We start from the raw sequence: 14,556 nt of genomic DNA, 5'->3' as shown, positions 1-14,556 counted from the left end.
CTCCTACACCTTCTCGACCTTGACCAGGATGCACTTCGATTCGGGCGTCTGCGAGTTGCCGTCACCGATGGCGTTGGTCAGCGTATTGGCGATGTAGCCGGGTTTGGCCGCACCGAGGAAGCCCCAGTGGATCGGCACGCCCACCTGGTGCACGGTCCGGCCATCGATCTGCAGGGCCTTGATGCGCTTGGTCACCATGGCGACCGCTTCGATGTGGCCGCGCTTGGAACTGACCCGCACGCGGCTGCCGTTGTTGATGCCCAGCTCGTCGGCCAACGCCGCGCCGATCTCGACGAACTGCTCGGGCTGGATGATGGCGTTCAACTTGCCGTGCTTGGTCCAGAAGTGGAAATGCTCGGTCAGGCGGTAGGTGGTGGCCACATGCGGGAACTCGTCCGGCGAACCGATCTGTGCGCGATCGCTGGCAAATACGCGGGCGGCCGGGTTGTTCAGCGTCAGTGCCTGGCCGGGGCTGAGCGGGTTGCTGCGCAGCGGTGTATCGAACGGTTCGTAGTGCTCCGGGAACGGGCCTTCGGCCATGCCGGCCTTGGCGAAGAAGCGCGCGATGCCCTCCGGGTTCATGATGAACGGGCCCATTCCGCCGGCGGGATCTTCGTCTGCCTTGAAGTCGGGCACGTCCACGCTGCCCCAGTTTTTCCCGTTCCACGCCAGCAGCGTGCGCCGCGGATCAAATGGCTTTCCGGCGACGTCGCACGAGGCGCGGTTGTACATCACGCGACGATTGGCCGGCCACGCCCAGGCCCAGCCCAGCGTGTTGCCGATGCCGGTGGGGTCGCTGTTGTCACGCCGCGCCATCATGTTGCCGGTCGGGCCCCAGGCACCGATGTAGATCCAGCAGCCGCAGGCGGTGCTGCCGTCGTCGCGCAGGTCGCCGAATGCGGCCAGCTGCTCGCCGGCCTTGCGCACCAGCCTGGTCGGGTCCTTCGGATCGAACACGTCGGCCAGCGCCTTGCCGTTGTATTCCATCGCCAGTTCTTCGGGCGTGGGTACCTCAGGGTTGGCGTAGTTCCAGGCCAGGTCGCGCACCGGCTCCCACCACGCACCGCCGTCCTTCTCGTACATCGCCTTGATGCGATGGAACAGCTCGGACATGATCTCGATGTCGCTGCGCGCTTCACCCGGCGGATTGGCGCCCTTCCAGTGCCACTGCAGCCAGCGCGAGGAGTTCACCACCGCGCCGTTCTCCTCGGCGAAGGACGTGGTGGGCAGACGGAATACTTCGGTCTGGATCGTGCTCGGGTCGACGTCGTTCAACGCACCGTGGTTCTGCCAGAAGGCGATGGTCTCGGTTTCCAGCGGGTCCATGCTGACCATGAACTTCAGCTTGGAGAACGCACTGATCAGCTTGCCCTTGTTCGGCGCCGAGGCCAGGGGGTTGAAGCCCTGGCAGATGTAGCCATGGATCTTGCCCTCGTTCATCAGCTCGTACGCCTGCAGCATGTCGTACGGCTTGTCCAGCTTGGGCAGGTAATCAAAGCACCAGTTGTTGTCGGCGGTGGCGGCGTCGCCCCACCACGACTTCATCAGGCTGACGTGGAACTTCGGGTAGTTCTGCCAGAACGACATCTGGTTGGCGCGCAGCGGCTTCTGCGTGCGCTTGGCGATGTAGGCGTCGTAGTCCTGCTCGTCCTGCTTCGGCAATGTCAGGTAGCCGGGCAGCAGGTCGGACATCAGGCCGATGTCGGTCAGGCCCTGGATGTTGGAATGCCCGCGCAGCGCGTTCATGCCACCACCGGCCACGCCGATGTTGCCCAGCAGCAGCTGCACCATGGTGCCGGCACGCACGTTCTGTGCGCCGATCGAGTGCTGCGTCCAGCCCAGCGCGTACAGGATGGTCATCGCCTTGTCCTTGACGGCGGTGGACGCGATCATGTCCCAGATCTGGCGGATGCTGTCGGCCGGCGTGCCGCAGATGCGCTCGACTATCTCCACCGTGTAGCGCGCGTAGTGCTGCTTGAGCAGGTTGTAGACGCAACGCGGGTCCTTCAGCGTCGGGTCGCTGCGCACGAAGCCATCGTCACCGTAGGCGTAGTCCCAGCTGGAGCGGTCGTAGCTGCGCTTCTCTTCGTTGTAGCCCGAATACAGGCCGTCCTTGAAGGCGAACTCGTCCTTCACCAGGAACGACATGTCGGTGTAGTTCAGCACGTACTCGTGCTGGATGCGGTCCTCGGTCAACAGGTAGTTGATCAGGCCGCCCAGGAACACGATATCGGTACCGGTGCGGATCGGTGCGTACACGTCGGCCACCGCGGCCGAGCGGTTGAAGCGCGGATCGACCACGATCAGCCGGGCCTTGTTGTGCGCCTTGGCCTCGGTCACCCATTTGAACCCGCACGGGTGCGCCTCGGCGGCATTGCCACCCATGATCAGGATCAGGTCGGCATTCTTGATGTCGACCCAGTGATTCGTCATCGCACCACGGCCTAGCGTCGGGGCAAGACCTGCCACCGTCGGGCCGTGTCAGACACGTGCCTGGTTGTCGAATGCCAGCATGCCGAGGGAGCGGACGACCTTGTGGGTCAGCACCGCGGTTTCATTGCTGGTGGCCGAGGCCGCCAGCATGCCGGTGGTCAGCCAGCGGTTGACCGTCTGCCCGGCCTCGTTCTTCTGCACGAAGTTGGCGTCGCGGTCTTCCTTCATCAGCCGCGCGATACGGTCCAGCGCATCGTCCCAGCTCAGCCGCTTCCACTCGTTCGAGCCCGGCGCGCGGTACTCGGGGTAGAGCAGCCGCGACTTGCTGTGGATGATGTCGGCCAGGCCGGCCCCCTTCGGGCACAGCGTGCCGCGGTTCACCGGATGGTCCGGGTCGCCTTCGATATGGAAGATGCTGGGCTCGGCGTTCTTGGCACCATCGCCGAGGCTGTACATCAGGATGCCGCAGGCCACCGAACAGTAGGTACAGGTGTTGCGGGTCTCGGTCGCGCGGGTCAGCTTGTACTGCCTGACCTCCGCGAGCGCGATGCCGGGCGCGAAGCCCATCAATGCCAGGCTGGAGCCGACCAGGGTTGTCCCGGTCACTTTCAGGAACTGGCGGCGGCTCATCGATGGCATGCCGTTCTCCTGGGATGGCGGGGAGGCACGGGCCTCCGGGCTGTCGTTGGGTACGGCCCGGTTATAGCACAGGCACCCGCATACCCATGTGGCACAAGGCCCGGCGCCTGCCGGGCAGGCGCGCAAACGGGCGCCTCTGGTAAAGTTGCGTGCCCGCACCCCGGGGAAGCGTCTGCCGGGCCTGGTTCCAGGATGTTCCGCGCAGCCCCCGCCGTCCTGGCGCGATCCGCCGCGCCGGGCCTGGAACACCGAGGAAAAAAGTTTGCGAAATCAAACCGTTGGATCCCCCGCATGAGCGCCCCGTCGAAGCCGTCGGACACCGTTGCGCGCGGCACGCTGTACATCGTGGCCGCCCCGTCTGGCGCCGGCAAGAGCAGCATCGTCAATGCCACCCTGGCGCGTGACCCGCAGATCGCCCTGTCGATTTCCTTCACCTCGCGCGCAATGCGCCCCGGTGAAGTGAATGGCCAGCACTACCACTTCGTCAGTGCCGAGAAGTTCGAGCAGATGATCGCCGCCGGCGACTTCTTCGAGCACGCCTGGGTGCACGGCGACTGGAAGGGCACGGCCCGGCAGTCGGTGGAGCCGCAGCTGGCCGCCGGCCAGGACGTGCTGCTGGAGATCGACTGGCAGGGCGCGCAGCAGGTGCGCCAGCTGGTGCCGGGCACGGTCACCGTGTTCATCCTGCCGCCGTCCAAGCAGGCCCTGCAGGACCGCATGCGCAAGCGCGGCCAGGACAGCGAGGCGGTCATCGCCCAGCGCCTGGGCGCGGCCCGGGACGAGATGCTGCACTTCAACGAGTTCGACTACGTCATCGTCAACGAGGTGTTCGACACTGCCGTGGACGAGCTGTGCGCCATCTTCACCGCCAGCCGCCTGCGACGGGAGGCCCAGAAGGTCCGCCACGCCAGCCTGATCCAGGCGTTGCTGACCCCCGATCCGGGTGCAACTGACTGATTCCAAAAGAATCGGGTGGGGGTTGGCTTGATTTTGTCCAGCTCCTGCCAGTACACTCCGTCCCCTTTCCCTCATTCGACTGAGCGGCCGACCGGTCGCCGGGAGCCCGTATGGCCCGCATCACCGTAGAAGATTGCCTGGAAGTCGTTAACAACCGTTTCGAACTGGTCATGATGGCATCCAAGCGTGCCCGCCAGCTCGCCAACGGCGTGCAGGCCACGCTGGACAACAGCGAGACCGAAGACAAGCCGACCGTGCTGGCGCTGCGCGAAATCGCCGCCCGCAAGATCGACAACGCGCTGATCGACGAAGTCGAGAAGGCCGAGCGTGAGCGCGCCGAGCGCGAAGCGCTGGAGTGGGCTGCCGCCGAAGTAGTCGCCGACGAAGACATGTCCAAGAACGACGATTGATCGCATCGATCAACGTCGTTGCTGGATCGCCGAACAGCCCGCCCCGTGCGGGCTGTTTCGCATTCAGGATTTGCCGTAAACGTCGCGCTGGAATAGGCTTCGGGCATGAACCCAGGCCCCACTGCCAAGGTCGCCGCAGCCCCCGCTGCCGCCGTACCCGACTACGTCCTCCAGCTTGAACGCGCCGCCCATTACCTGCCGCCGGAACAGCTGCCGCTGCTGCGCCGCGCCTGGGAAGTCGGAGCCGCCGCGCACGCCGGGCAGACGCGCAAGTCGGGCGAGCCCTATATCACCCATCCGGTGGCCGTGGCCCAGGTGCTGGCCGAGCTTGGCCTGGACGTGGAAGCGTTGATCGCGGCGATCCTGCACGACACCATCGAAGACACACCGCTGACCCGTGAGGCGCTGGCCGCCGAGTTCGGCGAAGCCGTGGCCGAGCTGGTCGACGGCGTGACCAAGCTGGACAAGCTGAAGTTCCGCGACCGCCAGGAAGCGGCCGCCGAGAGCTTCCGCAAGATGCTGCTGGCGATGTCGCGCGACCTGCGCGTGATCATGATCAAGCTGGCCGACCGCCTGCACAACATGCGCACGCTGGGCGCGCAGAGCCGCGAAGCGCGCGGCCGCATCGCCCGCGAGACGCTGGAGATCTACGCGCCCATCGCCCAGCGCCTGGGCATGAGCCTGGTCAAGAGCGAACTGCAGAATCTTGGCTTCAAGGCGCTGTACCCGTGGCGCCACGCGATCCTGGAAAAGCACATCCGCAGCCAGCCGGTGGTACGCCGTGAAGCGCTGGCACAGGTGGAAGTGCAGCTGTCGCAGCGGCTGGCGAAGGAAGGTATCGAGCACCGCCTGGTCAGCCGCATCAAGACCCCGTGGAGCATCTACAACAAGATGCGCGACGAGAACAAAACCTTCGACCAGGTGATGGACGTGTTCGGCTTCCGCCTGGTGGTGCGCAGCGTACCCAGCTGCTACCACGCGCTGGGTTCGGTGCATGCCACCTTCAAGCCGCTGGATGGCCGCTTCCGCGATTTCATCGCCATTCCCAAGGCCAATGGTTACCAGTCGCTGCACACCGTGCTGTTCGGGCCGTATGGCTCGCCGATCGAAGTGCAGATCCGTACCGAGGAAATGGACCTGATCGCCGAACGCGGCGTGGCCGCGCACTGGACCTACAAGTTCGGCGGCGATTCACCCAACAGTGCGCAGAGCCGTGCGCACGCCTGGATCGTCGAACTGATCGATTCGCAGCGTGCTGCCGGTTCCTCGCTGGAGTTCCTCGACAACGTCAAGGTCGACCTGTTCCCGGACGAGGTCTACCTGTTCACCCCGAAGGGCAAGATCCTGGCCCTGCCGCGCAATTCCACCGCGCTCGATTTCGCCTACGCCGTGCATACCGACGTGGGCAACATGGCGGTGGCCTCGCGCGTGGACAAGAAACTGGTGCCGCTGCGCACCAAGCTGGTGTCGGGGCAGTCGGTGGAGATCATCACCGCGCGCTCGGCCACGCCCAAGCCGCAGTGGCTGGAATTCGTGGTCACCAGCAAGGCGCGCACCGCCATCCGCCACCAGCTCAAGCAGCTGGAACACGAAGATGCCGTGCAGCTCGGCCACCGCATGCTCGACCGTGCGCTGGAAGCGATGGATTCGTCGCTGGAACGGCTGCCGAAGGGGCGCCTGGATGCGTTCCTGGCCGAACACCGCTTCCCGCGCCTGGAAGCCCTGCTGGCCGAGGTCGCACTGGGCAACTGGATGCCGACCCAGGCCGCGCAGGCGCTGATGGCCTACGCCGAACTGCGTGGCGGCCCGCATTCGCGCCACCACTCGCAGGAAAAGATCCTGATCAACGGCAGCGAGCGCGGCGTGGTCACCTTCGCCGGCTGCTGCCAGCCGATTCCCGGCGACGAGATCATGGGCTACCACACCGCCGGCAAGGGCATCGTGGTTCACCGCATGGACTGCCCGAACCTGGCCGAGCTGCGCAAGTCGCCCGAGCGCTGGGTGCCGATCGGCTGGGACACCACCGTTTCCGGCGACTACGACACTTCGCTGGTGGTGGAAGTAGAGAACGGCACCGGTGTGCTGGCGCAGCTGGCTGCTGCCATCGCGCAGAGCCATTCCAACATCGAGCGCGTGGACTACCTGGACCGCGACTTCAACGCCGCCGTGCTGGCGTTCAACATCCAGGTACGCGACCGCAACCACCTGGCCGAAGTGATGCGCCGCCTGCGCCGTCTGTCGGTCGTGCAGTCGGTACGCCGCCAGTAGGTCCACGCCATGCGTGGATGACGTTCCGCGCACACGACGTACGGGGTCGGATCCGTTTCCCGCCAGGAAACGGATCCGACCCCAGCCGACATCGCCCCCACCCGGTACAATCACCGCTCTGTTTTCCCCCAAGCACCGGAGCGACCCATGTCCCGCCAGATCATCAACACCGAAAAGGCCCCCGCCGCCATCGGCCCGTACTCGCAGGCCGTGCGCGCCGGCAACACCGTGTACTTCTCCGGCCAGATCCCGCTCGACCCGGCCACCGGCAACATCGTCGGCGCCGGTGACGTCGAAGCACAGGCCCGCCGCGCCTTCGACAACCTCAAGGCCGTGGCCGAAGCCGCCGGCGGCTCGCTGGACAAGGTCGTGCGCCTGGGCCTGTACCTGACCGACCTGGGCGAGTTCGCCAAGGTCAACGCGGTCATGCAGGACTACTTCCAGGCCCCGTACCCGGCCCGTTCCACGATCGAAGTCTCCGGCCTGCCGAAGGGCGCCAACTTCGAGGTCGACGCGGTGATGGTCATCGACTGACCGCCACGTGGCACGCAAGGCGGCGGTCACCCCGGTCCTGTCACCGTCCGGCGAAGCATCCCTGGCGATGCTCGCGGGCGTCGGTCCGGCCGTGGCCGCCAAACTGCAGGCGCGTGGCCTGGCCACCCTGCAGGATCTCTGGCTTCATCTGCCACTGCGCTATGAAGACCGTACCCGGCTGACCCGCATTGAGGACCTGCGCAACGGCGTACCGGCGCAGGTGGAAGGGCGGGTGGTCGCGGTCGAGCGCGGCATGCGCTACCGGCCGATGCTGAAAGTGGCGGTGGAAGACGAAGGGCGGGGCACTTTGGTGCTGCGCTTCTTCCACTTCCGCCAGCAGCAGGTCGGCCAGTTCGCGGTCGGCAACCGGCTGCGCTGCTTCGGCACGCCCAAACCGGGCCAGCTCGGCCTGGAAATCGTCCATCCCAGCTACCAGGTGCTGGGCCGCAACGACGATCCCGAACTCGGCGACCGCCTCGACCCGGTGTATCCCACCGTCGAAGGCGTGGGCCCGATGACGATGCGCAAGCTGATCGGCCAGGCGCTGGACCGCCTGCCGCAGGAAAGCACGCTGGAACTGCTGCCCAGCGGCTGGCTCGATGGCCTCGGCCTGCCGTCGCTGCGCAGCGCGCTGCTGACCGTGCACCGGCCGCCGCCCGATGCCGACCTGGCCGCGCTGGCGGCCGGCACTCATCCAGCGCAGCGTCGCTTGGCAATGGAAGAGCTGCTGGCCCACCACCTCAGCCTGCGTCGCCAGCGTATCGCGCTGCAGGCGCACCATGCACCGCCGCTGGCCGGCCCCGGCAAGCTGGCCAAGGCGCTGCTGAAGCAATTGCCGTTCGCGCTGACCGGCGCGCAGGCGCGCGTGTTCAAGCAGATCCGCGAGGACCTGGCGCGCCCCAGCCCGATGCTGCGGCTGGTGCAGGGTGATGTCGGCTCCGGCAAGACCGTGGTCGCCGCGCTGGCGGCGATGCTGGCGGTGGAGCAGGGCAAGCAGGTTGCATTGGCTGCGCCCACCGAGCTGCTGGCCGAACAGCATCTCAACAACCTGCGCGGCTGGCTGGAACCGCTCGGTGTGCGCATCGCCTGGCTGGCCGGCAAGGTCACCGGCAAGGCGCGCGCCAAGGTGATGGAGCAGGTCGCCAGCGGCGAAGCGCAGGTGGTGGTCGGCACCCACGCACTGATGCAGGAGGCCGTGGTGTTCCAGGATCTGGCACTGGCCATCGTCGACGAGCAGCATCGCTTCGGCGTGCATCAGCGACTGGCGCTGCGTGACAAGGGCGCAGGCGGCAACAGCGTGCCGCACCAGCTGGTGATGACCGCAACACCGATTCCGCGCACGCTGGCGATGTCCGAATACGCCGACCTGGATGTCTCGGCCATCGACGAACTGCCGCCGGGCCGCACCCCGGTGCAGACCGTCGCATTGAACAACGATCGTCGCCCGGAGCTGATCGAGCGCATCGCCCTGGCCTGCCAGGAAGGGCGGCAGGTGTACTGGGTGTGCACGCTCATCGAGGAAAGCGAAGAGCTGGACGCTACACCCGCGCAGGCCACCTACGAATCGCTGCAGGCGCTGCTGCCCGGCGTACGCGTGGGGCTGGTGCATGGCCGCCTGAAAGCTGCGGAAAAGCTGGCCACGATGGTGGCGTTCAAGGCCGGGCAGATCGACCTGCTGGTGGCGACCACCGTCATCGAAGTGGGCGTGGACGTACCGAACGCCTCGTTGATGGTGATCGAGAACGCCGAACGCCTCGGCCTGGCCCAGCTGCACCAGCTGCGCGGCCGTGTTGGCCGCGGTTCGGCGGTGTCGCGCTGCGTGCTGCTGTACCAGGCACCGCTCTCGCAGATGGCACGCGAGCGCCTGCAGACCATGCGCGAAACCAACGATGGTTTCGTCATTGCCGAAAAGGATCTGGAACTGCGCGGCCCCGGCGAACTGCTCGGCACCCGCCAGACCGGCCTGGCCGGTTTCCGCATCGCCGACCTGGCCCGCGATGCCGGCCTGCTGCCCGGCGTGCACGACCTGGCCGAGCGCCTGCTGGCCCAGCAACCCGCGCTGGCCGACCGCGTGGTGCAGCGCTGGATCGGCACCGCCGTGCGTTACGCCTCGGCGTGAGTGGTGGGGTCAGAGCCCTTTGCACAGCAAAGGGCTCTGACCCCATTCCCGGGATGCTCATCCGCGCATGGCGTGGATCTACCTCGCGCTGCGCGCGGGAGTCGGGCAAGGCTCGACTCTACAGACAGCGCTTTCGATCAATTCCATGTTCATCCACGCATTGCATGGATGTGTCGACCAAGGTCGACACCCACCAACAGCTGCGGAAATCTGTCGAAGGCGGGGGGGGGCCGGGGGGGGGGGGGGGGGGGCGGGGGGGCGGGCGCCCCCCCCCCCCCCCGCGGCCGGGGGGGGGGGGGGGGGGGCGCCCCCCCCCCCCCCCCGACCCCCGCGGGGGGGGGGGGGGGGGGTTGGGGGGGGGGGGGGGGGGGGGGGGGGGCCCCCCCCCCCCCCGAACCCCAACCCCCGTACTTGCAACGGTCATCAACCCGGTCCACACTTCGTTGCCGATCTGAAGACGGCAACGATGACCCACAAGATCCCGCTGTTGATCGACACCGACCCCGGTGTGGACGACGCCCTGGCCCTGCTGATGGCCTTCGCCGACGAACGGCATGACGTGGTCGCCCTGACCATCGCCGCCGGCAATGTCGGCCTCGAGTACACCGTTCGCAACGCCCTCAAGCTCTGCGACATCGTCGGCCGCGCCGACGTGCCGGTGTTTGCCGGCAGCCCGGATCCGCTGCTGCATCCCTCCGTCGACGCTGCCCACGTGCATGGCCGTGACGGCTACGGCGACGTGGACCTGCCGCCGCCCAGCCGCCAGGCCGAAGCCGAGCACGCCGCACTGGCCATCCTGCGCCTGTCGCACGAGCACGCCGGCGAACTGATGCTGGTGATGCTGGGCCCGCTGACCAACCTGGCCCTGGCACTGAAGCTGGACCCGACCCTGCCCGAGCGCATCAAGCGCATCGTGGTGATGGGCGGCGCGGTCACCTGCCACGGCAACATCACCCCGGCGGCCGAATTCAACATTGCGTTCGACCCGGAAGCGGCGCACGTGGTGTTCACCTCGTTCAAGCACCTGCTGGTGTCGGACTGGGAGGCCACCGTCGCCCATGGCCTGCCGCTGCAGGACGCCGAGAAGTGGCTGCAGGCTGATTCCGATCGCGCCCGCTTCTACGAACTGATCTCGCGCAAGACCCGTGGCCTGTCCGAAGACAGCAAGGGCGGGCGCTGGTACACCGCCGATGCGGTGGCCATGGCCTGGGCGCTGAACCCCGAAGGGCAGCTGCGGGTCGAGTCGCGCCCGCTGAACGTGGAGCTGAACGGCACGTTCAGCCGCGGCGCCACCATCGTCGACTGGAACCGCCAGACCGGCCAGCCGGACAACTGCGATCTGCTGATGGCCTACGACCAGCAGCGTTTCGAGGCCCTGGTGCGCCAAGCCTTGGGTGCGGACTGACGTCCATTACCCGGCACCGGTTGCCCCGAGCGGCAACCGGTGCTTATAATGCCGCTCTTGACCACCAGCCCATTTACGGTGTGAGCCCATGAAGGCCGATATCCATCCGAACTACCGCGACGTCGTCTTCCATGACGTCACCTCCGATTTCAAGATCCTGACCCGCTCCACCATGGCGACGAAGGAAACCATCCAGTGGGAAGACGGCAACGAATACCCGCTGGTCAAGGTTGAAATTTCCTCGGCTTCGCACCCGTTCTACACGGGCAAGCACAAGGTCATCGACACCTCGGGCCGTATCGACAAGTTCCAGAAGCGCTACGCGCGCTGATCTGTCGATCCAGCTTCGAACCAACGGCCGCGCTCTGCGCGGCCGTTTGTTTTCCCCAACGCCAACCCAACGGGCGTTTGGATGGACGGAACACTGCGTTCGTGTGACAACGCTTTTGCCGATCCGGGCCGCTCAACGGCCGGCGTCTGGCTGCCTGTCGTATACGACTTCTGTCTAGCGCCGGGCAAATGCTGCTGTGCGATAATGACCTGATCCCCGGCACAGGCCGAGGACGTCATTCACGTGCCTGACCAATGCGCTTGGGCAGGCGCCTTCCCATGAAGGAGCGCACACAGTGTCCGATCTTGATCAGGTCACGCTCAACGCCGGCGACAAGTCGGTCGTTCTGCCCGTCATCAAACCCACCCTTGGCAACGACTGCGTCGACATCGCGAAGCTGACCAAGGAAACGGGGTATTTCACCTACGATTCCGGCTTCACCGCGACGGCCAGCTGCAAGTCCGCCATCACCTACATCGACGGCGACAAGGGCGTGCTGCTGTACCGCGGCTACCCGATCGAACAGCTGTCGGAAAAGTCGAGCTACGTCGAAGTGGCCTACCTGCTGATCAACGGCGAGCGCCCGAGCGCCGAGCAGCTGAAGGCCTTCACCGATGAGCTGACCGCCGAAGCCAACGTCGATGAGTCGATCAACACCTTGATCGGCAGCTTCGCCAAGGATGCCCACCCGATGGCCATCCTGGCCGCTGCGATCGCGCAGCTGTCGGCCATCTATCACGACTCGCTGGACCTGTCCGACGCCGAACAGCGCCGCCAGGCCGCCGTGCGCCTGATCGCCAAGGTGCCGACCCTGTCGGCGCTGATCTACCGCCACGGCAAGGGCCTGCCGGCCAACAAGCCGGACACCTCGCTGGACTACGTCAGCCGCTTCCTGAAGCAGACCTTCGAGTCCGCTGACGGCCAGTACGACCTGAACCCGGACGTGGTCAAGGCACTGGACCTGCTGTTCATCCTGCATGCCGACCACGAGCAGAACGCCTCGACCTCGACCGTGCGCCTGGTCGGCTCGACCGGTGCCAACCCGTACGCGTCGGTCGCTGCGGGCGTCACCGCGCTGTGGGGTCCGGCCCACGGCGGTGCCAACGAAGCCGTGCTGAAGATGCTCGAAGAGATCGGCAGCGCCGACAATGTCGAGTCCGCCGTGGTCAAGGCCAAGGACAAGACCTCCGGCTTCCGCCTGATGGGCTTCGGCCACCGCGTCTACAAGAACTTCGACCCGCGCGCCAAGGTCATCGGCGAGATGACCAGCAAGGTGCTCAAGCAGCTGGGCGTGCAGGATCCGCTGCTGGACGTGGCCGTGAAGCTGGAGCAGGCCGCGCTGCAGGACGAGTACTTCGTCGCCCGCAAGCTGTACCCGAACGTCGATTTCTACAGCGGCATCATCTACAAGGCGCTGCAGATCCCGACCGAGATGTTCACCGTCATGTTCGCCCTGGGCCGTACCTCCGGCTGGGTGTCGCATTGGCTGGAACAGCAGGTCGACCCGGAAATGAAGATCGGCCGTCCGCGCCAGGTCTACACCGGCAGCGACGTGCGCGACTACCAGGGCTGATCGCCCCGCGTGAGTTGTGAGAAGAACGCCCCGCATCCGCGGGGCGTTTTTTTTGGAGCGGACCTGGTAGGTGCGGACCGTTGGTCCGCACGATTTCGGCGCCCGCGAAAAATCATCCACGCACGGCGTGGATCTACCACCGCAACCGCCTTCGGTAGGTGCCAACCTTGGTTGGCACGCTTTCCCATCCACGCACGGCGTGGATCTACCACCGCAACCGCCTTCGGTAGGTGCCAACCTTGGTTGGCACGCTCTCCCATCCACGCATGGCGCGGATCTACCGCCGCACCCGCCTTCGGTAGGTGCCAACCTTGGTTGGCACGCGCTTCACCGCGCCAAGACCGCGTGATTCAAGGGTCTCGCCAGCTTCACAAGCGCTCGCGCAGCCTCAGGACGCCAGCTGCATCCGCAGCACCTGAAATGGAGCGTCCATCCCGATGAGTACCCGATTCGACCCACCCGAGCGCGGACCGCTCGGCCCTGACGTCGCCGCCGTCGTCACCGCCCCGATCGTCGCCCCTCCCAGCGAAAGCGCCGTTTCCTGGGGCGCGATCTTCGCTGGCGCCACCGCTGCCGCTGCACTCTCCCTCATCCTGCTGATCCTCGGTGTTGGCCTCGGCCTGTCGTCGGTGTCGCCATGGTCGTTCGAAGGCGTCAGCAAAGAGACCTTCGGTTGGTCCAGCATCGCTTGGCTCACCTTCACCGCACTCGCCGCCTCGGGCCTGGGTGGCTACCTCGCCGGCCGCCTGCGCACCAAGTGGACGCAGATCCGTGGCGATGAAACCTACTTCCGCGATACCGCGCACGGCTTCGTGTCGTGGGCGGTGGCCACGCTGCTGACTGCGGGCCTGCTGACCTCGGCCATCGGTGGCGTGCTGGGCGCCGGTGCAAAGGTGGCGGGCGCCACCGCAGGCGCTGCCGCATCCACGGCCGGTGTTGCCGCTGCGGGCGCCGGCAGCGCTGCCGCTGCGGCTCCGGAAGGCGACCTCAACTACTGGGTCGATTCGCTGTTCCGCAGCACCACCAGCGCAGGGCCGTCTGCTCCTGCAGCGCCGCCGCCGGGTGCACCGATGGATCCGAATGCCCCCCCGCCGCCGCCGGCACCGGGCGCCGGTCCACTCGACGCGCGCATCGCCCCGCCGCCGCGACCGCTGCCGGGCAACGGTCCGATCGGCGACCGCCGCGAAGTGCGCGCCGAAGTGAACCGCATCATCGTCAACAGCCTGCACGGGGAGGGCCTGGATCCGGCCGATACCCAGTACCTGTCTCAGCTGATCGCGCGCGAGACCGGGATGAGCCCGGCTGAAGCGCAGGCCCGCGTGACCGATGTGCAGACGCGCATGCGTGCCGCGCTGGAGAAGGCAAAGACCACCGCCAAGCAGGCGGCCGACGATGCTCGCAAGGCCGCGGCGTATGCCGCGCTGTGGCTGTTCATCACTCTGCTGATCGGCGCGTTCTTCGCCAGCCTCAGCGCCACCTGGGGCGGCCGCCGCCGCGACCTGTAACCCGCATACCGTGCAAGGAGACCTGCCATGAAAATGATTCTGCTCTGGCTGTTGGGCGTGCCGATTCCGCTGCTGATCCTGTACGCGATCTTCTTCTGATCGCTCGCCAACGCGATGTCTCATCAGGCCGCCGAAAGGCGGCCTGATGCCATCCAGCAGATCCACGCCATGCGGGGATGACCCGTTGTAGAGTCGAGCCGTACTCGACTCACGCGCGCAGCGCGTGTGTTTCGCGCAGTGTCGGAAGAGCAGTCGACTAACAGTCGACTCTACAAATCCAAGGCAATGAGGTTTATTGCATTCAAGCAGTGAGGGAGTTTGCATAACCCTCAAACATTGAGCGAATTCAAGAATTCTCCTTAACGTTCAACGTTTTAGGAAT

At 66.4% G+C, this 14,556-nt stretch carries 10 protein-coding genes; 9 read left to right on the top strand and 1 reads right to left on the bottom strand.

Annotated features, from left to right (window positions below):
- Nucleotides 1-3 precede the first annotated feature (3 nt).
- Nucleotides 4-3,072 (bottom strand): formate dehydrogenase-N subunit alpha, encoded by a 3,069-nt coding sequence (gene fdnG / locus ROV95_RS21035; protein WP_312546271.1) that lies wholly within the window; start codon nt 3,070-3,072, stop codon nt 4-6.
- 291 nt (nt 3,073-3,363) lie between these two features.
- On the opposite strand from fdnG, the gene gmk reads away from it, so the two are divergent.
- From gmk to ROV95_RS20990, 9 genes are all read left to right on the top strand, one after another.
- Nucleotides 3,364-4,029 carry a guanylate kinase gene (gmk, locus tag ROV95_RS21030; protein ID WP_019661981.1) on the top strand — a complete coding sequence of 222 codons (666 nt, stop codon included), beginning with the start codon at nt 3,364-3,366 and terminating at the stop codon, nt 4,027-4,029.
- A 110-nt stretch (nt 4,030-4,139) separates the two neighbouring features.
- Complete coding sequence (gene rpoZ, locus ROV95_RS21025) at nt 4,140-4,439, top strand: DNA-directed RNA polymerase subunit omega (RefSeq protein ID WP_005410877.1); 300 nt, start codon at nt 4,140-4,142, stop codon at nt 4,437-4,439.
- Between the two features lie 105 nt (nt 4,440-4,544).
- Nucleotides 4,545-6,707 carry a bifunctional (p)ppGpp synthetase/guanosine-3',5'-bis(diphosphate) 3'-pyrophosphohydrolase gene (locus tag ROV95_RS21020; RefSeq protein ID WP_019661980.1) on the top strand — a complete coding sequence of 721 codons (2,163 nt, stop codon included), beginning with the start codon at nt 4,545-4,547 and terminating at the stop codon, nt 6,705-6,707.
- 147 nt (nt 6,708-6,854) lie between these two features.
- Nucleotides 6,855-7,241, top strand: a complete 387-nt coding sequence (locus ROV95_RS21015) for a RidA family protein (RefSeq protein ID WP_312546269.1) — start codon at nt 6,855-6,857, stop codon at nt 7,239-7,241.
- A 7-nt stretch (nt 7,242-7,248) separates the two neighbouring features.
- On the top strand, nt 7,249-9,360 hold the full coding sequence (gene recG, locus ROV95_RS21010; protein WP_312546268.1) for an ATP-dependent DNA helicase RecG: 2,112 nt from the start codon (nt 7,249-7,251) through the stop codon (nt 9,358-9,360).
- A 466-nt stretch (nt 9,361-9,826) separates the two neighbouring features.
- Complete coding sequence (locus tag ROV95_RS21005; RefSeq protein WP_021203710.1) at nt 9,827-10,765, top strand: nucleoside hydrolase; 939 nt, start codon at nt 9,827-9,829, stop codon at nt 10,763-10,765.
- Between the two features lie 88 nt (nt 10,766-10,853).
- Nucleotides 10,854-11,096, top strand: a complete 243-nt coding sequence (locus ROV95_RS21000; protein ID WP_005410871.1) for a type B 50S ribosomal protein L31 — start codon at nt 10,854-10,856, stop codon at nt 11,094-11,096.
- A gap of 295 nt (nt 11,097-11,391) precedes the next feature.
- Complete coding sequence (locus tag ROV95_RS20995) at nt 11,392-12,669, top strand: citrate synthase (protein ID WP_059035290.1); 1,278 nt, start codon at nt 11,392-11,394, stop codon at nt 12,667-12,669.
- A 437-nt stretch (nt 12,670-13,106) separates the two neighbouring features.
- Nucleotides 13,107-14,174, top strand: a complete 1,068-nt coding sequence (locus ROV95_RS20990; RefSeq protein WP_312546264.1) for a hypothetical protein — start codon at nt 13,107-13,109, stop codon at nt 14,172-14,174.
- Nucleotides 14,175-14,556: the final 382 nt, after the last annotated feature.

The organism is Stenotrophomonas maltophilia group sp. msm1 (assembly GCF_032025805.1).
Classification (GTDB): Bacteria; Pseudomonadota; Gammaproteobacteria; order Xanthomonadales; family Xanthomonadaceae; genus Stenotrophomonas; species Stenotrophomonas hibiscicola.
This window is presented reverse-complemented; position numbering and strand designations above follow the sequence as displayed.